An 18,991-nucleotide genomic window follows, 5' to 3' on the forward strand; every position below is an offset into this window, starting at 1 on the left:
CGGCCTCCTGGCGGGAAGGGAACGGGTCACGCCGAGTAGCCCTTCGGCGGGATCAGCGTGGCGAGCTGATCGAAGGAGATCCAGTAGATCTGGTTGCCGCCGAAGGAGGCGGGGTCGGCTATCAGGACGGTGCGGTCCACGTCGTCGTAGCCGAACACGGTGAAGTAGTGGTAGATCGTCTGGTCCGAGGGGTAGCCGGGCGGCTGGTTGCCGGGCGGGGCGACGATGTTGGCCACCAGCGGGTAGTTGCGGTCGATGTCGAAGACGATGTCGTTCCAGAGCAGGTCCCGCTGGGCCTGGGTGGGCGGGTCGTTCGGCATCTCCTTGGTCTCGTACCAGCCGCCGCCGAGGTTGGCGTTGAGTACGCCGGTGACCTGGCCGATGTGGTCGGTGCCGGCCTCGGTCGTGCCGAGCTGTCCGGCCAGGACGCCCTGGCTGGGCGGGGCCGTCCGAGCCGAGAGGGCGATGCGGGTGGCGGCCGGACCGCACCAGTAGCCGGTCTCCTGGACCTGGTAGTCGATCTCCAGCCAGTGCCCGCTGCTGGTACGCCCGGCGTCGACCTTCAGCCGGGTGCCGGGCGCGTTCTGTCCGCTGACGACGGCCGTACCGGCCTTCGTCCCGTGGGCGAGCACGGATACCGGCGGGGTGTGCGGTACGGGCGATGCCTGGGCCATGCCGGGGTGGAGGAGAGCACCGACGGCGACGACGGCGATCGCGGAGGATACAAGTCTCCTGCGCATAAAGGCTCCTGAGAGTGGGGGGACGGGCCTTGCGGGAGGTACGCCTGCCGGGAAGGCACTCGGCCGGTGAACGCCGCGGCTCCGCGCGGCACGGCCGGGTCCGGCAGCAGGGGCCAGCGTCGTGCCCGGCCGACGGACGGCGCAAGGAACGAAAGTTCAGGCTTACGGGGCCCTGTCCCCCGAGAGTTCAGGCTTACGGGGCCCTGTCCCGCCGCCGGCTACCGCTTCGCCCGCCCGGCGGCGGCCAGCAGCGCCCGCCCCTCCGCCGTCGCGACGTGGATGGACCGGCCGGCCTCCCGCACGGTGGCGACCAGACCGGCCGCGCGCAGCACGTTGAGGTGCTGGCTGACGGCGGGGTGGGTCACGTCCAGGAGCCGGGCGGCCTCGACGGTGGAGCATCCGGTACAGGTCGCGCGCAGGAGGCGCGCCCTGGTGCGGCCGAGCAGCGGGCCCAGCGGCCCGGCGTCCCCGGCAGGCCGGGCGGGGGCGGGACCGGCCCAGTCCTCTGCGTGGTGGATGGGGTAGACGAGAACGGGCGGCAGGTCCCCGTCGGCCAGGGTGATCGGTGTGGGCCAGCAGAAGAACGACGGCTGCAGCACGATTCCCCGCCCCTGTAACCGGAGTTGCTGGTCGACGGGGTATGCCACCTCCAGTACGGGCGGGCGCCAGCGGAACTGCGGCCCGAGCCCGGCCAGCAGCCCCTCGGTGCCGCCGTCGAGGAGGCTGCGCAGGCGCAGGGCGCGGTCGGCGTCTATGTGCGCGTGGACGCGCTGCCAGTACGGGGCGAGCGCCTCCTGCTGGTAGGTGCGCAGCGCCTCACCGAGCTGCCGGAGGGCGTCGGCGTCCCCGCCGGCCAGGGAGTTCACCCAGCCGGGGAGTTGGAGCGTGGCCGCCAGGTGCGTCAGATCGGTGCGCAGCCGTGGGCGCGGAGTGCTCATCAGGGTGTCGACGGCCGCCTGCAAGGTCGCGCGGTCGCCGGCGGTGGGGGTGAGGAAGTCCGGCGAGTACCCGCGCGGCGGCAGCAGCGGGGAGAGCAGCCGGGGGCTCGCGGAGAGCCGTGGGCGGACCCAGCGGCGCCATGCGCCGAACACCCTTTCGCCGTCGCGGCGTTGCAGGGTCTGCACGCTGTTGCTGATCTCCCAGAGGAAGTCAGGACCGGGTGCCACCCGGATCCGCCCCAGGTCCTCGGGGGTGAAGTGCACCCGCAGCATGGCCGCTCCCTCGAAGGCGCAGGCGCACCGACGCCGTACCCGCTTCCCGACGGCAGCGTACCGCCGTTCGACCCGCGCCCGGCCGTGCGGGCGCCGACGCCCGACGGGCGGTCAGGGGCGGCGGCCCACCCAGGTGGTCCGAGTGGTCCGGACCGTGAGGTCGTCGCGGCGCAGGACGCCGTGCGGGCTCTCGTCGTCGGTGACGGCGTCGAGGGCGGCGAGGTCTTCGGCGGGGAGCTGCCCGTCGAGGTGGGAGCGCAGCTTCCGCAGGCACGCCTGGGCGTAGCGGGCGGTGGCGCCCGGCAGCGGGGCGGGCAGGTCGATCACGAAGGCGCGTTCGGCCTCCGACGTGAAGCCCGCGCGGGCCAGGTGGCCCGTCCAGCCGGCGGCGGGCGCCCCTTTCAGGGCGGCGTGCAGGCGGGCCTCCAGGCCCGGCCGGCCCACTCCGATGTCCTCGGGCAGGAAGCGGGGGAAGAAGTCCATCTCGGTGACGGCCAGCAGTCCGCCCGGCCGCAGGGTGTCGAACACGTGGGACAGCACCCTGTCCGGGTCGGCCAGGTGGTGGAGTGCGGCGGCCGCCCAGACGAGGTCGGCGGCGCCGAGGGCCGGCCAGTCCCGGTCCAGATCGGCCTGTACGCCGCGGACCCGGTCCGTGAGTCCCAGTCCGGACGCCTTCACCGACAGGCGCTGGAGCAGCTGCGGGGAGACGTCCACCGCCGAGACAACGGCGCGCGGAAAGCGCCGCGCCAGGGCGATCGCACCGGTCCCGGTTCCGCTGCCCAGGTCGACGATGCGGACCGGCTCCCGGTCGGACAGTTCACCCAGCCAGGTGGTCAGCTCCGACAGGTACGTCCCCAGGACCTCCGCGTCGAGTTCCAGGATCTCGGCCATGGCGGCGGTGGTGTCGGTGTCCGTGGCGGCCGTATGCGTGGCGGGGGTGTTCATATCCCGACAATATCCCTGGCTTGCGCAGAGCGCTTATGCTCTTGCGCATGACGCAAGAAAGCGATCTGGACAGCACGGTGCGCATGCGGATCAGGAGTCTGCGGCGGGCCCGCGGCTGGTCACTCGACAATCTCGCGGAGCGCGCCTTCCTGAGCCCCTCCACCCTGAGCCGGATCGAGACCGGTCACCGGCGCATCGGCCTCGACCAGCTCACGGCACTGGCCCGCGCCCTGGGAATCTCGCTCGATCAGCTGGTGGAGAGCGCCGACGACGAGGATGTCGTGATCAGACCACAGCGCGACGAGCAGCGCGGGCTGACCACCTGGGTGCTGAACCGAGGCTCCGGGCCGGCCGGTGCCACCGTCGCCAAGATGCGCATCACCGACGAGGCCAGGGGCCCCGGGGCCGACCGGCTGGGAGTGCATCCGGGCAAGGACTGGTTCACGGTCCTGTCGGGGACCGTGACGCTGATCCTCGGGGAGCGCGCCATCCGGGTCGAAACGGGTCAGGCCGCCGAGTTCTCCACCATGATCCCGCACGCCGTGAAGGCGCACGGCGGGCCGGCCGAGATCCTGTGCATCCTCGACCACGACGGGCAGCGCACGCACCTCCACCCCTCGGGGTGAGCCCCGCCGACGGTCAACCGGCACGTCGGGGTGTCCGCGGCACGCGCGCGTCGCACCGCGGACACCCCGACGCTCAGGCCTGGGCCGCCGGGTCGCGGTCACGGCCGGGGGCGGGCGTCACGGCTCCGCCGGGCAGCGGTACGTGGACCGGGGGCCAGTTGCCCCAGCCCGCCACGGGCTCCGCCGCCACACCGCGCCACCACGGTTCGACGGCCGGCGGATCGGCGGGCTCGAACGGGCGGCCCGGGTGCGGAGCCGCCATCGTGACTCCCGCGACCTGGGTGGCACGCATCGACCATTCCGCGGGCTCGGCCCACGGGTGCAGCGCGAGGTTGAACGTCCCCCAGTGGATCGGCAGCATGACGCCGGCCGCCGGATCGTCGCCCTGAAGGTCCAGATGGGCCTGGACCCCCTCGTCGGGGCTCATGTGGATGTCCGGCCAGGCACCGGGCTCCGGCCTGCCGCCCGTGTGGTCCTTGGGCCAGTACTGGCTGTACGCACCGATCTGGATCATGGTGGCGTCGAACGGGCCGTGTGCGGCGCCGATCTCCTTGAAGCCGGGGAAATAGCCGGTGTCGCCGCTGTGGTAGATCCGGTGCTCGGGTCCCGCGACGGCCCAGGAAGCCCACAGGGTGTGCTGCTGGTTGCGCAGGCCCCGGCCGCAGAAGTGCCTGGCCGGGGTGGCTGTCAGGCTGATCCCGGCGACCTGCGTGTCCTCGTTCCAGTCGAGCTCGCGGATGCGGTCGGGGGACACGCCCCAGCGCTCCAGGTGCGCCCCGACCCCGAGCGGCACCGCGAAGACCGTGTCGGTACGGGCCAGCGCCTGGATGGTCGGCAGGTCGAGGTGGTCGTAGTGGTCGTGCGAGATCACCACGACATCGACCGGACCGAGCACGCCGAGCGGCAGCGGTGCGGGATGCAGGCGCTTTGGGCCCGCGAAGGCGAAGGGCGAACAGCGGTCGCCCCAGACCGGGTCGAACAGCACCCGCCGGCCGTCGATCTCCGCGAGCACGCTGGAATGCCCCATCCAGGTGAGCCGCAGCCCGGAGACAGGAGGCGTGGCGAGATCGGCCAGAGTGGTGGCATGGACCGGTACATCACCGGTCGGCGATCTGAGGACCCGCTCCTCCTTGCGGAAGTACGTCTTCGCGAACTCCAGGGCGGACCCCGACGGCCTGATCCGCGCCCCGACCGGGTTCTGGAAGGACCCGTCGACGAAATTCGGGGAACGGCGAATGCGCTCCATACGGGGGCCGCCCGGGTCGGCCCCGAAGTCGGCGGGCCGCAGCGCACGCAGTCTGGTACGGAGCGAGAACGTGGAGTCAGCGCCGGTCACAAGATCTCCTGAGGGAGTCGGTGTCATCTCATTATGGACAGGGGGTACGACAGTGCGAGAGCAGAACACCCAACAGGATGGTGGCCCGCAGGGCCCGCCTCAGCCACGCGGCTGCCCGTACGCGTGCTCGACGTGGAGACGCAGTACGACCCGCCGGTCCCTGACCATGGCCCGGCGGTAGTCGTCCCAGTCCGGGTGTTCGCCCTGGACGTCGCGGTAGAGAGCGATCAGCTCCGCCACGGTGGCGTCCTCCGGGTCTGCCGCCGGCGGGGTGAGGTCCGCGGTGCCGTCCGCGACCGTCCAGGCCCAGCGGTCCTCGCTGGTGACGTGGTAGCTCGCCCTCGGGTCCCGCCGCAGGTTCCGGGTCTTCGCACGGTCCTCGGTGACCGAGACCCGGACGATGCGCTCGTCGGGATAGTAGAAGTGGTTGACATTGGACAGCTGGGGCCTGCCGTCCCGCTTCAGCGTGACCAGTACACCGCTGTTCCCTTCCGAGAACAGCCGAAGGAGCGCATCTTGATGTGCGTCGATTCCCGTCATGCCGAATCCAACGTCCGGACCCTCCGCAGGATTCCGCGTTACGCGTCCGGCATACGTCCCGCGGCCCGCGCGACCGCATCCGGCCGGCGGGCCCCGCTTCGGCGCGGGCCGCGTTGACAGCGGCGCCGGATCGTCTCGATACTGACTCGCGATTCAGTAAAGATCGCGGGCCCGACGGGCACCCGGTCCGTACGGCCCCGGGTCCGCCGCACCGTCGCCGGGCCCGCCCCGATCGCAGTGACCCAGGAGAACTCCGATGACGACGCCCGCGGTGACCCCGCCCGCCCCGCTGATCTCACTGACCTGGACGGACCACGTCACCGGTCACCGAGGACACCTGGTCGTCGACCGGCTGGTGCGCGGGGTGTCCAGCGGCGGGCTGCGGATGCGCGCGGGCTGCACGCTCGAAGAAGTGGCGGGACTGGCCCGCGGCATGACGATGAAGGAAGCCCTCCACTTCGACGCGGACCGCACCGGAGTCCGCTACGTCCCCCTCGGCGGCGCCAAGGGCGGCATTGACTGCGACCCCCGCGATCCGGCCGCCTACGGCGTCCTCGTCCGCTATCTGCGCGCCGTGCGCCCGTACGTCGAGACGATCTGGACGACCGGCGAGGACCTGGGCCTCAGCCAGGACCTGGTCGACCGGGCGGCCGCGGAGGCCGGGCTCGTCTCCTCCATCGAGGCCGTCTATCCGCTGCTCGACGACGAGCCGGCCGCCCGGCGGCGACTGGCCGACGCCTTCGCCGTCGAGGTGGACGGCATCGGCCTCGACGAGCTGGTCGGCGGCTGCGGGGTCGCAGAGTCGGCGCTCGCCGCCCTGGACCGGGACGGGATCGCGTACGGCGGGGCGCGGGCCGCCGTGCAGGGGCTCGGCACCATGGGCGGCGCGACAGCCAGGTTCCTGTCGCGCGCCGGACTCCGGGTGGTCGCCGTGGCCGACGTCAAGGGCACCATCGCCAACCCGGCCGGCCTCGACGTCGAGGCCCTGCTGTCCGCCCGGGACGCCCACGGGACCGTCGACCGAGGCGCCCTGCGCGAGGCCGACCGCGAGCTGCCCGCCGGGGCCTGGCTGGAACAGGACGTGGAGGTGCTCGTTCCGGCGGCCATCTCCTACGCCGTCGACGCCGGGAACCAGTCGAGGATCAGGGCACGTTGGGTGGTCGAGGCGGCCAATATGCCGGTGCTGCCGGAGGCCGAGGCGCTGCTCGCCGAACGCGGGATCACGGTGCTGCCCGATGTCGTCGTCAACTCCGGGACCAACGCCTGGTGGTGGTGGACCCTGTTCGGTGACATCGGCGCCGACGCGGACGAGGCCTTCGCGCACACCCGCAGTTCGATGCGCGCGCTCGTCGAGCTGGTGATGAGCCGGGCCGCCGCAGACGGCTGCACCCCCAGGGCGGCGGCCCACGCCGTCGTCGCGGACCGGCTGCCGGTGATGGCGGAACGCTTCGGCTGGTACCGCTGACCCGGCGCGCGACCGCCGCCCGTACGGACGCATCACGGCTCTGCGGCCACCGGGCGGATCGCGGTTCTGGCCTTCCCCGGCAAGGCCGTTGTTAGGGTGGCGCCGTGGGCAGAGTGCGGTTGAGTGTGGCGGAGCGACGCGAGGAGCTGCTGCGCGCTGCCGTGGAACAGATCGAGGTGCGCGGCGTCGCGGCGGTACGGATCGCCGATGTGGCCTCCGTCCTCGGCGTGAGCAACGCACTCGTGCTCTACCACTTCTCCACCAAGGAGAAGCTGGTCGCCGCCGCTTTCGCGCACGCGGCCGAGGCCGATCTCGCCCATCTGCGCAAGCTGTTGACCCGCCGGACCACGGCGGTGCGCAGGCTGCGCGCCGCCGTCCGCTGGTACGCACCGACGGGACAGGCCAAGGGCTGGCGGCTGTGGATCGAGGGCTGGGCGGCATCGATCCGCGATCCCGCGCTGCGCACGGTCGCGGGCGACCTCGACCAGCAGTGGAAGGCGGAGCTGGCCGAGGTCATCGACGAAGGCGCGGCCGCGGGCGAGTTCCACTGCGACGACCCGATGTCCGTGGCCTGGCGGCTCACCGCTCTGCTGGACGGCCTGGCCGTGCAGATGACCTCGTACGCGGGCCCGCTCTCCCGGGCCACCATGCTGGAGTGGACAGAGCAGGCACTGGCCCGTGAACTCGGCATCGACCACGCGGCGCTGACGGCCTGACCAACGGCCGGGCCCTGGCCCGGCGGCCGCCCCGTCCGCCCGTCCATCCGCCCGCCGTCCGTCAGGTCTGCCGCAGGGGTGCGTAGGACTCGCCCCGCAGCCCGAACGTCCAGGCGACGCCGTCCTTCGCCGTCCGGACCGAGGGCGGCACCCGCAGCCAGTAGGTGCGGTGCGTGCCGTCCGGCTCCGGGGTGGAGTTGACCACCTCGACCATGACCACGTCCTCGTCGCCGTCCAGCGCGATCCGCCAGAGGATGCCCGTCTCGTCCCGGTGGACCGGTTCGGCGCCGGATTCGGTGAGGTAGCGGTCGTATCCGTAGAACTCCAGCATCACGCGCCGCAGTTCCGCGTTCTCCTCGGCCCTGATCCGTTCGGGGGTGAGCGCGGTCAGCTCCGCCAGGAAGGCGGCGGGCACCGGCATGCCGCGCCAGGCGTACAGCCCGAACCCGTCCCGGTAGGAGAGCGCGGGGCCGTCGCCCCGGTCGAGCCTGCCCGCCTCGTCGCGGTACAGCTCCTCGGGACGCTCACTGATCACCACCGTGCGCTCGTAGGGCCACCACCAGCCCGCGTTCCTGGCCACCGCCGCCAGTCCGTCGAGCCGGTCGCCCCGGCCGTCGAACGCGGCGAGCCAGGCCGCGTCGTGCTGGCCCAGGACCGCGTCGAGGAGGAGCAGCCGCAAATCCGGCTCGTCCTGTGGCCGCTCGGCCGCCTCTGTGACGACAGCGGCCCGTATCCGCTCTGCGAGCGCCGCCGTGGTCTCCCACAGCTGGGCGCCGGTGGCGGACCAGAGCGCGGACCAGCCGGCTGGGCCCAACTCGTCGTACATCCGGCGCCGTTCGTCCGCCCAGGGCCGGGTCCTGATCTCCTCGCGGACCGAGCGTCCCGCGTCGGCCAGTTTCCGCACGAGCCCGACGGCCTCCCTGGGCGAATCGGCCCAGACGAACTCCGCCGGCTCGGCGAGACCCGCGCTGCGGTAGGCGAGCCGCACCCCGTCCTCCGCCGCCGACCGGTCCGCCGCACCGGTCGCCGCCGCCACGGCCCGCCATGAGTCCACGTACTGCATGTTTCTCCCCGTCCCCTGTCTTCCCTGTTCCGGTTCCTGTTCCGGACGTTCTCCGGCCACTCCTCGCCGCCGGCTCCCTCGGGCCCGGCCGGCGGGGCGGCTCAGTCCGCGACGACGCGGACCGCCCCCGGCGCGTACTCCCGCTGGCGCACCACGCGGAACCAGCCCTTCGGCAGCGGGATCACCGCGTGCTCCTCGTGCACCACCCGTCCCCCGTCGGGGAGGTGGAGCAGCATCGGGCCGAACACCCCGGCCTCCCGGATCAGCCGGACCGGGCACCGCGTGGGCGTGGCCGGTGACCTCACCGAGCGCGAGCACCAGCCGGCCCCGCCCGTCGCGCAGTTCGCCCGGTGCGTCCAGCAGGTTCGGCGGCACCTCGGACTCCTCCAGCGCCATGATCAGCACATCGCCCTGCCGGTACACAGACGTCTCCCCTCCGGACCGGCACCCGCTGTGCCGGCCACGTGGAAAACGCTACGGCGGGGGTCTGACAATCGGCGGTGAGGCACCGGGCGGCGGGGCCGGTGCGCCCGTTGTCAGTGGCTGTTGATAGACCTTGCGGACATCATTCCGTCACCGTCACCAGGAGCCCAGGGCCATGTCCGATGTGGACCACCTGCACGAGCTGCTCGGCCTTCCGGCCGTCGACTTCCAGCACGACGCGAGCGACGGGAGCCGGCCGGCCGCCGGTGCGGCGGCCTGGCGCGTCTTCGTCGAGCCGTACGAGGACGAGCGCACCTGGGAGGAGGAGTTCGCCTCGTTCCTGGCGGCGGTCGATCCGGCCGGGGTGCGGGCGCTGGTCATCGGGCAGTGGGGCGAGGCGTACGAGGAGGACTCGTCCTATCCGATCGGTCTCGTGACGGCCGCCGCCGACCGGCTGACGTCGCTGGAGGCGGTGTTCGTCGGGGATCTGACGATGGAGGAGGCGGAGATCTCCTGGATCCAGCAGAGCGATGTGACCGCCCTGCTCGCCGCCTACCCCGCGCTGGTGGAGTTCGGGGTGCGCGGCGGATCCGAACTCGTCTTCCCGCCCACCCGGCACGAGCGCCTTCGTTCGCTCACCATCGAGACGGGCGGGCTGCCGGTCGAGGTGGTCCGCGGCGTGCTGGACAGCGAGTTGCCCGCGCTGGAGCGGCTCGATCTCTGGCTGGGTGTGTCCGGCTACGGCGGCGACGTGGACGTGGCGGATCTGGCGCCGCTGCTTTCCGGCACCAGGCTCCCGGCCCTGCGCCATCTCGGTCTGCGCAACAGCGAGGTGGAGAACGAGATCGCGGCGGCCGTCGCCTCGGCCCCGCTCGTGGCCCGGCTGCGCACGCTCGACCTGTCCTGCGGCACCCTCGGGGACGAGGGCGCGGCCGCACTGCTGGAGGGCCAGCCGCTGACTCACCTCGAAGTGCTGGATCTGCACCACCACTTCCTCAGTGAGCAGATGGAGCGCCGGGTCTCGGACGCCCTGGAACCGCACGGGGTGCGGGTCGATCTGTCGGAACGTTGCGAACCGTGGGGCGACGGCGGGCCCGAGGGGCGCTACACCACGGTGTCGGAGTGATACGGCCGTGAACAGCGAGGGCGGCGCCGGCGCCCCGACGCCGTCCGCACAGGGCAGCGTCAGCACTTCCTCGACCCGGTCGACCCGGCGGGGGTCAGGGCCCACCCGCCTCGATCACGACGGGCCGGACTACTGGGACCCCGAGGGCGAAGAGCCCGCTCTGTCGCGGTCAGTGAATAGTGCGCCGCCGCGTTTCGCGGTCGTGGGCAATCCGGGCAATCGCCGCGTCGGCCTCTTCCAGGACGCCGTGCGCGCCGCCGGTCTGTCCCCGGCCCGCGTCGTGACCTGGCTCGACGTGCTGAACGGGGCCGCGGTCTTCCTGCCCGGGGAGACCGTGCGCATCGACTCCCCCGGTGAGGACGCCGAGGTCGAGCGGCTGCTGCGGGGCGTCGAGGACCCGACCAGGGTGGAGGGTTCGTCCCGCTGGTACGCGCGGTTCACCTCCGCAGTACGGGAGGTGGCGCGGGCGGCGGCCGGGGCGGGCGCGGTGCTGCTGGACGACCCCGGCGACATCGCGGTGCTGTTCGACAAGCGCCTGTGTCACGGCGTGCTGGCCGCCGCCGGCGTGCCGGTGCCCGCCTCGCCCACCTCGGGCCCCGCCGCGCCGCCCGTGCGTGGCTGGGCCGATGTGCGCGGGCTGATGGCGGACGGCGGGATGCCGAGGGTGTTCGTGAAGCCCGCGCACGGGTCGTCCGCCTCCGGGGTGCTGGCCGTGGAGACGGCCGGTCCTGGCCGGGTGAGGGCGACCACCTCGGTCGAGCGGGACGGGGCCGGCCGGCTCCACAACTCGCTCCGGGTCCGGCGGCTCACGACGGAGGGCGAGGTCGCGGCGGTCGTCGACGCGCTCGCACCGGACGGTCTGCATGTCGAACGCTGGCTGCCGAAGGCCTCCCAGCACGGCCGGGCCGCGGATCTGCGGGTCGTGGTGGTTGACGGCCGCGCCACCCACGCCGTCGTGCGCACCAGCCGCTCCCCCATGACCAATCTGCACCTGGGCGGGGCTCGCGGCGATCTGGACGAGGCGCGGGCCGCCGTCGCGGCGGCGGGCGGCAGCTGGCGTGCGGCCCTGGCGGTGTGCGAGCGGGCGGCCGACGCCTTCCCGGACACGCTGTGCGTGGGCGTCGACCTGCTGCCCTCGACCGGCTGGCGGCGGTTCGCCGTCGGTGAGGTCAACGCCTTCGGCGATCTGCTGCCGCGCCTGACCGGTCTGCCCGGCAGCGGCGCCGAGGGCCTGGACACCTATGCGGCGCAGGTCGCCGCCGTACTGAACAGAGCAGGGAACCACCGTGTCGACGCAGCATCCTGATCCCCCGTCCGGCGTCATGGACGAGCCCCCGCCCGGCGCCATGGACGAACCCCCGTCCGGTGTCATGGACGCCCCGAACCCGGACATGAGCGAGGTCGTCGGCCACGACGATCTGCTGCTCGTCACCCTGGACACTTTGCGGTACGACGTCGCGGCGGAGCTGGCCGCCGCCGGCCGTATCCCCAATCTCGCCCGGCACCTGCCGGCCGGGGGCTGGGAGCGGCGGCACGCCCCGGGAAGCTTCACGTACGCCTCGCACCAGGCGATCTTCGCGGGCTTCCTGCCCACACCGGCCGCGCCCGGCCCGCATCCCCGGCTGTTCGCCGCCCGGTTCGCGGGCAGCGAGACGACCGAGGAGCGCACCTTCGTCTTCGACACTCCCGACCTGGTCTCGGGCCTGGCCGGGGCCGGGTACCGCACGGTGTGCGTCGGCGGAGTGGGGTTCTTCAACCAGCGGGCACCGCTCGGCTCGGTACTGCCCGGGATGTTCCACGAGGCCCACTGGGAGCCCGAGTTCGGCGTCGCCTCGCCCACCTCGTTCGAGGCACAGGTGACCCGTGCCGAGCAGGTCGTCGCCGGGCTGCCGCACGGACAGCGGCTGTTCCTCTTCGTCAACGTCTCCGCGCTGCACCAGCCGAACTGGTTCCACCGGTCCGGCGCGACCCGGGACGCGGGTGACAGCCGTGCCACGCACGCCGCCGCGCTGGAGTACGTCGACGCCCACATCGGCCGGCTCTTCGCCGCCGTGAGCAGCCGCCGCCGCGCCTTCGCCATCGTCTGCTCCGACCACGGCACGGCGTACGGCGACGACGGCTACACCGGTCACCGGCTCGGGCACGAGTCCGTCTGGACCGTTCCGTACGCCCATTTCTTCCTGGAACCGGGGACCGCACGATGACCAGTCCGCACACCGTCCGCCCGTACCAGAGCTATGTGTACGCCTATCCGCACAAGACGGCGTACCGCCCGCTCGCCGGACTCCCCGGCGGGCGTCCGGAGCTGAGCGAGCTGTGGGCGGGAGAACCCAGGGACGCGCTCTCCCTCTATCTGCACATTCCGTTCTGCGAGGTCCGCTGCGGGTTCTGCAACCTCTTCACCCGGATCGGCGCGCCCGACGAGCTGACCTCGCGGTATCTCGACGCGCTGGACCGGCAGGCGAGCGCCGTGCGGGACGCGCTGGGCGACGGGGAGCCGGTCCGGTTCGCCGCCGCGGCGTTCGGTGGCGGCACACCCACCTTCCTGGAGCCCGCCGAGCTGGAGCGCCTGTGCGACATAGCGGAGAAGCGCATGGGCGCCGATCTCCGCTCGGTGCCCCTGTCGGTCGAGACGTCCCCGTCGACCGCGACCGCCGACCGGCTGGCCGTCCTCGCCGAGCGGGGCACGACCAGGATCAGCATCGGTGTGCAGAGCTTCGTGGAGGCCGAGGCCCGCGCGGCGGTGCGCCCGCAGCGCGCCGCCGATGTCGAGCGCGCCCTCGGCCTGATCCGGGAGACCTCCATACCCGTCCTCAACGTCGACCTGATCTACGGCATCGACGGCCAGACGGAGCGGAGCTGGCGCACCTCCCTGGACGCGGCTCTGCGCTGGCGGCCCGAGGAGCTGTATCTCTACCCGCTGTACGTGCGTCCGCTGACCCCGCTGGACCGGCTCTCCGCCGGTGCCGCGGACCCGGTCTGGGACGAGCAGCGCCTGCGCCTCTACCGGACCGGCCGCGACCACCTTCTCGCCCGGGGCTACGAGCAGGTGTCGATGCGGATGTTCCGTCGCGCCGACGCCCCGCGCACGGACGGCCCCGAGGACTACGCGTGCCAGACCGACGGCATGATCGGCCTGGGCTGCGGTGCCCGCTCGTACACCTCCCGGCTGCACTACTCCTTCGACTACGCGGTGCGGATGGGCGAGGTGCGCGGGATCATCGACGCCTACACGGGCACCGCCGACTTCTCCCGCGCCGAGGTCGGGCGGTACACCGACGGCGACGAGTCGCGCCGCCGCCATCTCCTGCAGTCGGTGCTCCAGGCCGATGGCATGCCCCTGTCCGGCTACCGCGAGCGGTTCGGTACCTCCCCGTACGAGGACTTCCGCGCGGAGCTGGCCCTGTTAGAGGAGCGGGGCTGGCTCGATCCGGACGCGCCGGCCGCCGGGCTGCTGCGCCTGTCGCCCGAGGGGCTCGCGTACTCCGACGCGCTGGGCCCCGAGCTCTTCTCCCCCGCCGTGCGGGCCGCGATGGCCTCGTACGAACTGAAGTGAGCCCCGTATGGACCTGACGATTCTCTACCGGGGTCCGCTCGCGTCGTGCGATTACGACTGCCCGTACTGCCCGTTCGCCAAGCGGCGCGACAGCCGGGAGCAGCTGCGCGCCGACCGGGCCGCGCTGGAGCGGTTCACGGCGTGGGCGGCGGCGCGGGAGGAGGACCGGATCTCGGTGCTGTTCACCCCGTGGGGCGAGGGGCTGGTCCGCTCCTGGTACCGCCGGGCGATGGTCGAGCTGGCCGGGCTGCCGCACATCCGCCGGGTGGCGATCCAGACGAACCTGAGCGGACGTACGCGGTGGCTGGCCGAGGCGGGCGCCGCCGGCCGGGACAAGATCGCGCTCTGGTGCACGTACCACCCGGGCCAGACACCGTACGAGCGTTTCCTGGACCGGTGCGGGGAGCTGACGTCCCTGGGGATCCGGCACAGCGTCGGTGTGGTGGGTCTGGACGATCACCTCGACGAGGCCCGGCGGCTGCGGGCGGCGCTCCCCGGGGAGGTGTACCTCTGGGTCAACGCCGCGGAGGGGCACACCTACACGGACGCGGAGGCCGGCCGGTGGACGGAGATCGACCCGCTGTTCCCGTACAGCCGCCATCCGCACCGCTCGGCCGGGCTGCCCTGCCGGACCGGCGAGTCCGTCATCTCGGTCGACGGGGAGGGCACGGTGCGTCGCTGCCATTTCGTCCGGGCCGAGCTCGGCAATCTCTACGACGGCAGTTACCGGGAGGCGTTGGGCCCCCGGGCCTGCCCGCTCTCCGTCTGCGACTGCCATATCGGCTACGTCCATCTGGAGACGCTGCCGCTGTACGACGTGTTCGCGGGCGGCGTGCTGGAACGCATCCCGGCCCGGCCGCTGTACGACATCGGGCGGGCCGGCTCGTAGACCCCGGACGGATCGCCGGGCTCCCGGCTCCCGGCCGGGAGCCGGCCGGTCTCAGAGCGGCAGCAGGTCCGGCCGCTTCGCCGCCACGTGGTCCCCCGACGACTCGCCGCGCAGTCGGCGCCCGATCCACGGCACCAGGTACTCGCGGGCCCAGTGGATGTCGTCGCGCCGGACCTCCAGCGTTCCCCGGTGCACCTGCGGCGGCCACTCCTGGTCCGGGTCGGCCGGCACGTCGAGGCCGAGGACCTGTGCGGCGCGCAGCGCGACGCGGGTGTGCCCCTCGGGTGACAGGTGCAGCCGGTCGCCGTCCCAGGCGCGCCGGTCCTGCACGGAGCGCAGCGACCACAGGTCGAGCACCGGGCAGTCGTAGCGGTCCGCGATGGACCGCACATGGGCGGTGTAGGTGGCGATCTTGCCGCGCAGATGGCGGAGCACCGGAACGCCTCGGGTGTCGAAGCCGGTGGTGACCATGACGGTGCCGACCGACTGGGTCAGCTCGGCGACCGCGCGCTCGAAGCGCTCGGCCACGTCGTCGGGGTCGGTGCCCGGCCGGATGATGTCGTTGCCCCCCGCGCAGAAGCTCACCAGGTCGGGGGCGAGTTCCTTGGCGCGCGGTACCTGCTCCTCGACTATCTGGTCGAGGAGGCGTCCTCGTACGGCGAGATTGGCGTACCGGAAGTGTCCGTGCGCGGCGGCCGTGCCGCCCTGCGCCGTCGCCGGTTCGGGGAGCTGGTCCGCGAGGATGACCGCGAACCGGTCGGCCCAGCCGACGAATGTCCCGGCCGGGCCCGGGTCACCGACTCCCTCGGTGAAACTGTCGCCAATCGCCGCGTACGACTCGATGGCGCCCTGTCGGTTGATGACGCCCTGTCGGATGATTCTCGAATCGTCTGCCACAAGGGCATATCCTGCACCGTCGATTGTGACCTACGCGACCGTATTACGGGGTTGACGGGTGGTGAGATAGACCACCCGGTCAGTTTTTGGTAAAGGGGGAATAAGGACGGTCACCGCAATACAGAGGGACGGTGCGCCGCCGCGCACCGTCCCTCTGTATTGCTCCGGTCCGTCACCGGACCGTTGCTGCGTGGATCAGACGTTGATCCCGTGCGACGCCAGGTAGGCGATCGGGTCGATGTCCGAGCCGTACGCCGGGCCGGTGCGGACCTCGAAGTGGAGGTGCGGGCCGGTGGCGTTGCCGGTGGCGCCGGAGAGGCCGACCTGCTGGCCCGCGGTCACGGTCTGGCCCGCCGAGACGGAGAGCGAGGACATGTGGCCGTACTGGGAGTAGTGGCCGTCGGCGTGCTTGATGACGACCTCGTTGCCGTACGCGCCGCCCCAGCCCGCGGTGACGACGGTGCCGGAGGTGATCGCCTTGACGCTGGTGCCGCTGGCGACGGGGAAGTCGATGCCGGTGTGGCTGCCACTGGACCAGCTGGCGCCGGAGGCGCGGTAGGCGGTGGTGTGGTTACCGGGGACCGGGTGGACGTAGCCGGAGGCGCTGCCCTGGTCCGACGACGCGGTGTTGGACGCCTGGGTGTCGGAGGAGGACGTGGTGCCGGAGGACGCGGGGGCCTTCGACTCGGTCTTGGCCGGGGCCTTCGAGGGGGCCTTCGACGGAGTGGTGTCACCCGTGGAGGTGTGCGAACCGGTGGCCGGGGCGTGACCCCAGGCCTTGCCGCCGAGGGTCAGCTTCATGCCCGGGAAGATCAGGCTCGGGTTGTCGCCGACGACCTTGCGGTTGTCCTGGTACAGCTTCTCCCAGCCGCCCTTGACCTTGTGCTCGGCGGCGATCTTCGACAGGTAGTCGCCGGAGACCACGGAGTACGTCTTGGTGCCGGACTGCTTGTCCGCGACCGGCTTGGCCGGGGTGGCGTGCGTGGCGGCGGCCGACTTCGCGGTGGCGGGAGCGGCCTGCTCCGCGGCGTTGGCACCGGTGGCGCCGAGCAGCGGAAGCGCGATGACGGCTCCGCCGGCGCTCGCGACGACGACGCCGCGGGCGATGGTGCTGGACTTGGGACGGCGGTGCTTACCCGGGATGGGCATGAAGAATTTCCTCTCCGGCGCCTACGAGGTGAGCTGTCGGGTTCGGGCTGGAGATGCCCGGCCGCGCCTGGCGCGACTTCACCCCGAGCCGGCCGGATCACTCCGGTCGGCGGCTTACCTGGGTCCCCCGCTCCTGCCACACGGTGAGTGGGTGCGGAATTCCGGACGGCGGCAGGATTAGGCGTTCCATCCGGATTGACATGGAACGTAAGCGAGCCGGGACGGCGGAAACAAGCCACGGGTTCCGCGCCGGATTCCGCACCGGAAATTCGACGCGGAATTCCGGTCACACTCCGTGGATTATGGATCTTGGCATTCCGCTTGACGTACGGAATACCCGACCGGCGTACCGCCACACACCGTCACGGATATGATCCCGCTCACGAGAGGGTGACCATCTCCCGCATAAGCAGGGCATGTTCGACTAAAAGCCTTAATACGGACATGTCACTCACATCGTCCGCACCGGCGCCCCGCGGAGGGCCGGGACAAGAGGGAGAACCGAGGCTGCCGCCGGGGTGATTGTCCGAGTATCCGATGTCGTATCGTCACGGGAGTGGACCCGTCGGCGACACGCGTCGGCGGCACAGCCCCAGGAGTGACCGTGACGCAGCAGTTGCCGCAGACCCCGTCGACGGAACCCGAGCTGGCGGGGGTCCGTAACTTCCGCGACGTGGGTGGACTGCCGGCCTCGGACGGCCGCCGGGTGCGGTACGGGCGGCTCTACCGCAGCGGTCACCTCGCGGGCGCCACGCCCGAGGACGCGGCGTTCCTCGGCGGCCTCGGGCTGCACACCGTCTTCGACTTCCGCAACGCCGCCGACCTCAAGCTGGACGGACCGGACGTCGAGCTGCCCGGCGTACGCAATGTGAACATCCCGCTCACCGACCCGGCGGACGGCACCGAGTTCTGGCGGATGGTGCGCGACGGCAACATGGACGAGCTGCACGGAATCCTCGGCGGCGGCAAGGGGACCGACCGCATGGTCGCCTCCTACCGCTCGATCATCCTGGACCGCACCGCCGAGCACAGCCAGGTGCTGCACGCCCTGGCCGAGGACAGCGTCCCGGCCCTGATGCACTGCGCGGCGGGCAAGGACCGGGCCGGGCTCTCGATCGCGATCTCGCTGCTCGCGGTGGGCGTCGGGCGCGAGACGATCGAGGCCGACTACCTCAAGTCCAACGACACCCACCGCCGCTACCGGGTGCGCCGCAGCGACACCTCCGCAGCCGGGATGTCGCCCGAGGTGATGGAGCTCCTCAGCCCGCTCTTCGGCGCCCACAGCGAATACCTCGCGGCGGCCTTCGCCACGATCGACGAGACCTGGGGCGACACGGACCGCTACCTCTCCGAGGGGCTGAAGGTCACGCCCGAGACCCGGGAGCGGCTGCGCGAGCGGCTCCTCGAAGACTCCTGACGGACCCCGGGGAGGGGATGCCGCCGGCTACTGGTTGTGCATCCCCACCGCGAACAGCAGGTAGAGGAAGCCCGCGATGACGTGCCCGGCCACCAGATAGGCGAACAGCCTGATGACGAGCCCGCGCGGCATCGTGCGCTCCTGGGAGTCGGACTCCTTGTGCCTGGCCGGGGTCAGCGGGTCGTAGTTCTCTGAATCGGACATGACGGTCCTCTCTGGTGACCGGACGGGCCGGCGGGACGGCGTCTCAGCGACGGTGGATCCCGCTGCCGAGACACAGCTCGGCGGCGGGGCTCTGCAGCAGGGTGTGAACGAAGAGCAGTTCGGCGCCCTCGCGGTCCGGCGCCGCGATCCGGTGCGGGGTGAGCGAGTCGAAGTGCGCGCTGTCGCCGGGGCCGAGGTCGTGCACGGTGTCCCCGAGGGTCACCCGGAGGTTTCCGGCCAGGACATAGAGCCATTCCTCGCCGGGGTGGACGCGCACCAGGTCACCCTGCGCGCCGTACGGCACCCGGACGCGCAGCGCCTGCATGGCCCGGCCGGGCCCACCGGCCTGCTGGTACATCCAGCCGTCCGCCTCCGCCCCCTCGAACTTCCGGGCGCGGACGATCGCGTCACGTTCCGGCGGGATCTCGCCGAGCAGCTCGGAGACCGTCGTACCGTAGATCCTGGCGAGTCCGAGCAGCATCGGCAGCGAGGGCTGACGGCGGCCCGTTTCGAGCCGGGACAGATGGGCGGGCGAGAGCCCGGCGCGCTGGGCGGCGGTCTCCAGGGTGAGCCCGCGGCCGCGGCGCAGGTCGCGCAGTCGAGGCGCTACACCGGGCAGCTCGTCGGCCACGTCGGCCGCCCCTGCTTCTGGGGGATTCATATGTCCATTGGGCCAGGATCTTTCCTG

The 18,991-nt window shown here is 72.3% G+C and carries 19 protein-coding genes, 1 pseudogene and 1 riboswitch; of the genes and pseudogenes, 9 read left to right on the forward strand and 11 right to left on the reverse strand.

The window, feature by feature from the left end:
* Nucleotides 1-26: 26 nt before the first annotated feature.
* The 3 genes from ACZ601_RS03010 to ACZ601_RS03020 form a co-directional block, all read right to left on the reverse strand.
* Nucleotides 27-740, reverse strand: a complete 714-nt coding sequence (locus ACZ601_RS03010; RefSeq protein WP_469532346.1) for a C39 family peptidase — start codon at nucleotides 738-740, stop codon at nucleotides 27-29.
* Nucleotides 741-958: 218 nt separating this feature from the next.
* Nucleotides 959-1,951 (reverse strand): ArsR/SmtB family transcription factor, encoded by a 993-nt coding sequence (locus ACZ601_RS03015; RefSeq protein ID WP_469532348.1) that lies wholly within the window; start codon nucleotides 1,949-1,951, stop codon nucleotides 959-961.
* A 111-nt stretch (nucleotides 1,952-2,062) separates the two neighbouring features.
* Nucleotides 2,063-2,896 carry a class I SAM-dependent methyltransferase gene (locus ACZ601_RS03020; RefSeq protein WP_469532349.1) on the reverse strand — a complete coding sequence of 278 codons (834 nt, stop codon included), beginning with the start codon at nucleotides 2,894-2,896 and terminating at the stop codon, nucleotides 2,063-2,065.
* A gap of 47 nt (nucleotides 2,897-2,943) precedes the next feature.
* Between ACZ601_RS03020 and ACZ601_RS03025 the strand changes: the two genes are divergently transcribed.
* A complete protein-coding gene (locus tag ACZ601_RS03025; RefSeq protein ID WP_469532351.1) occupies nucleotides 2,944-3,522 on the forward strand; it encodes an XRE family transcriptional regulator in 579 nt (192 codons plus the stop codon).
* A gap of 73 nt (nucleotides 3,523-3,595) precedes the next feature.
* Here the strand turns inward: ACZ601_RS03025 and ACZ601_RS03030 are convergent, their stop codons facing one another.
* Nucleotides 3,596-4,858: an MBL fold metallo-hydrolase gene (locus ACZ601_RS03030; protein ID WP_440579076.1), complete on the reverse strand. Its 1,263-nt coding sequence runs from the start codon at nucleotides 4,856-4,858 to the stop codon at nucleotides 3,596-3,598.
* 99 nt (nucleotides 4,859-4,957) lie between these two features.
* Complete coding sequence (locus tag ACZ601_RS03035) at nucleotides 4,958-5,398, reverse strand: PPOX class F420-dependent oxidoreductase (protein ID WP_311301960.1); 441 nt, start codon at nucleotides 5,396-5,398, stop codon at nucleotides 4,958-4,960.
* Between the two features lie 256 nt (nucleotides 5,399-5,654).
* Here ACZ601_RS03035 and ACZ601_RS03040 point away from each other — a divergent pair, with 256 nt between their 5' ends.
* A complete protein-coding gene (locus ACZ601_RS03040) occupies nucleotides 5,655-6,863 on the forward strand; it encodes a glutamate dehydrogenase (RefSeq protein ID WP_469532353.1) in 1,209 nt (402 codons plus the stop codon).
* Nucleotides 6,864-6,988: 125 nt separating this feature from the next.
* Entirely contained in the window at nucleotides 6,989-7,579 is a 591-nt protein-coding gene (locus ACZ601_RS03045; protein ID WP_440579078.1) for a TetR/AcrR family transcriptional regulator, read from the forward strand.
* A 61-nt stretch (nucleotides 7,580-7,640) separates the two neighbouring features.
* Here the strand turns inward: ACZ601_RS03045 and ACZ601_RS03050 are convergent, their stop codons facing one another.
* Both ACZ601_RS03050 and ACZ601_RS03055 read right to left on the reverse strand, forming a co-directional pair.
* Entirely contained in the window at nucleotides 7,641-8,642 is a 1,002-nt protein-coding gene (locus ACZ601_RS03050; protein WP_469532355.1) for a DUF6745 domain-containing protein, read from the reverse strand.
* 101 nt (nucleotides 8,643-8,743) lie between these two features.
* A pseudogene (locus ACZ601_RS03055) lies at nucleotides 8,744-9,065 on the reverse strand (hypothetical protein).
* 175 nt (nucleotides 9,066-9,240) lie between these two features.
* Here ACZ601_RS03055 and ACZ601_RS03060 point away from each other — a divergent pair.
* The 5 genes from ACZ601_RS03060 (at nucleotide 9,241) to ACZ601_RS03080 (ending at nucleotide 14,636) form a co-directional block, all read left to right on the forward strand.
* Nucleotides 9,241-10,191 (forward strand): STM4015 family protein, encoded by a 951-nt coding sequence (locus ACZ601_RS03060; protein WP_469532356.1) that lies wholly within the window; start codon nucleotides 9,241-9,243, stop codon nucleotides 10,189-10,191.
* Between the two features lie 160 nt (nucleotides 10,192-10,351).
* Complete coding sequence (locus ACZ601_RS03065; protein WP_469533807.1) at nucleotides 10,352-11,497, forward strand: STM4014 family protein; 1,146 nt, start codon at nucleotides 10,352-10,354, stop codon at nucleotides 11,495-11,497.
* Between the two features lie 85 nt (nucleotides 11,498-11,582).
* Nucleotides 11,583-12,395, forward strand: coding sequence for an STM4013/SEN3800 family hydrolase (locus tag ACZ601_RS03070; RefSeq protein ID WP_469533810.1), 813 nt, complete (start codon nucleotides 11,583-11,585; stop codon nucleotides 12,393-12,395).
* Nucleotides 12,392-13,747: an STM4012 family radical SAM protein gene (locus ACZ601_RS03075; protein ID WP_469532358.1), complete on the forward strand. Its 1,356-nt coding sequence runs from the start codon at nucleotides 12,392-12,394 to the stop codon at nucleotides 13,745-13,747. The genes ACZ601_RS03070 and ACZ601_RS03075 overlap by 4 nt, the downstream gene beginning before the upstream one ends.
* A 7-nt stretch (nucleotides 13,748-13,754) precedes the next feature.
* Nucleotides 13,755-14,636: an STM4011 family radical SAM protein gene (locus ACZ601_RS03080; RefSeq protein ID WP_469532360.1), complete on the forward strand. Its 882-nt coding sequence runs from the start codon at nucleotides 13,755-13,757 to the stop codon at nucleotides 14,634-14,636.
* Between the two features lie 51 nt (nucleotides 14,637-14,687).
* Here the strand turns inward: ACZ601_RS03080 and ACZ601_RS03085 are convergent, their stop codons facing one another.
* On the reverse strand, nucleotides 14,688-15,533 hold the full coding sequence (locus ACZ601_RS03085) for an SGNH/GDSL hydrolase family protein (RefSeq protein WP_469532362.1): 846 nt from the start codon (nucleotides 15,531-15,533) through the stop codon (nucleotides 14,688-14,690).
* A 195-nt stretch (nucleotides 15,534-15,728) separates the two neighbouring features.
* Nucleotides 15,729-16,682 (reverse strand): M23 family metallopeptidase, encoded by a 954-nt coding sequence (locus ACZ601_RS03090; RefSeq protein WP_469532363.1) that lies wholly within the window; start codon nucleotides 16,680-16,682, stop codon nucleotides 15,729-15,731.
* A 3-nt stretch (nucleotides 16,683-16,685) separates the two neighbouring features.
* Nucleotides 16,686-16,846: riboswitch (cyclic di-AMP (ydaO/yuaA leader) on the reverse strand.
* A 440-nt stretch (nucleotides 16,847-17,286) separates the two neighbouring features.
* Here ACZ601_RS03090 and ACZ601_RS03095 point away from each other — a divergent pair.
* Entirely contained in the window at nucleotides 17,287-18,099 is an 813-nt protein-coding gene (locus ACZ601_RS03095; protein ID WP_469532365.1) for a tyrosine-protein phosphatase, read from the forward strand.
* A 27-nt stretch (nucleotides 18,100-18,126) separates the two neighbouring features.
* On the opposite strand, the gene ACZ601_RS03100 is transcribed toward ACZ601_RS03095, so the two are convergent.
* Nucleotides 18,127-18,303: a DUF6126 family protein gene (locus ACZ601_RS03100; protein ID WP_440573834.1), complete on the reverse strand. Its 177-nt coding sequence runs from the start codon at nucleotides 18,301-18,303 to the stop codon at nucleotides 18,127-18,129.
* A gap of 43 nt (nucleotides 18,304-18,346) precedes the next feature.
* On the reverse strand, nucleotides 18,347-18,964 hold the full coding sequence (locus tag ACZ601_RS03105; protein WP_440573835.1) for a helix-turn-helix domain-containing protein: 618 nt from the start codon (nucleotides 18,962-18,964) through the stop codon (nucleotides 18,347-18,349).
* Between the last annotated feature and the right edge of the window lie 27 nt (nucleotides 18,965-18,991).

The sequence above is a fragment of the Streptomyces sp. NPDC104307 genome, assembly GCF_055584045.1.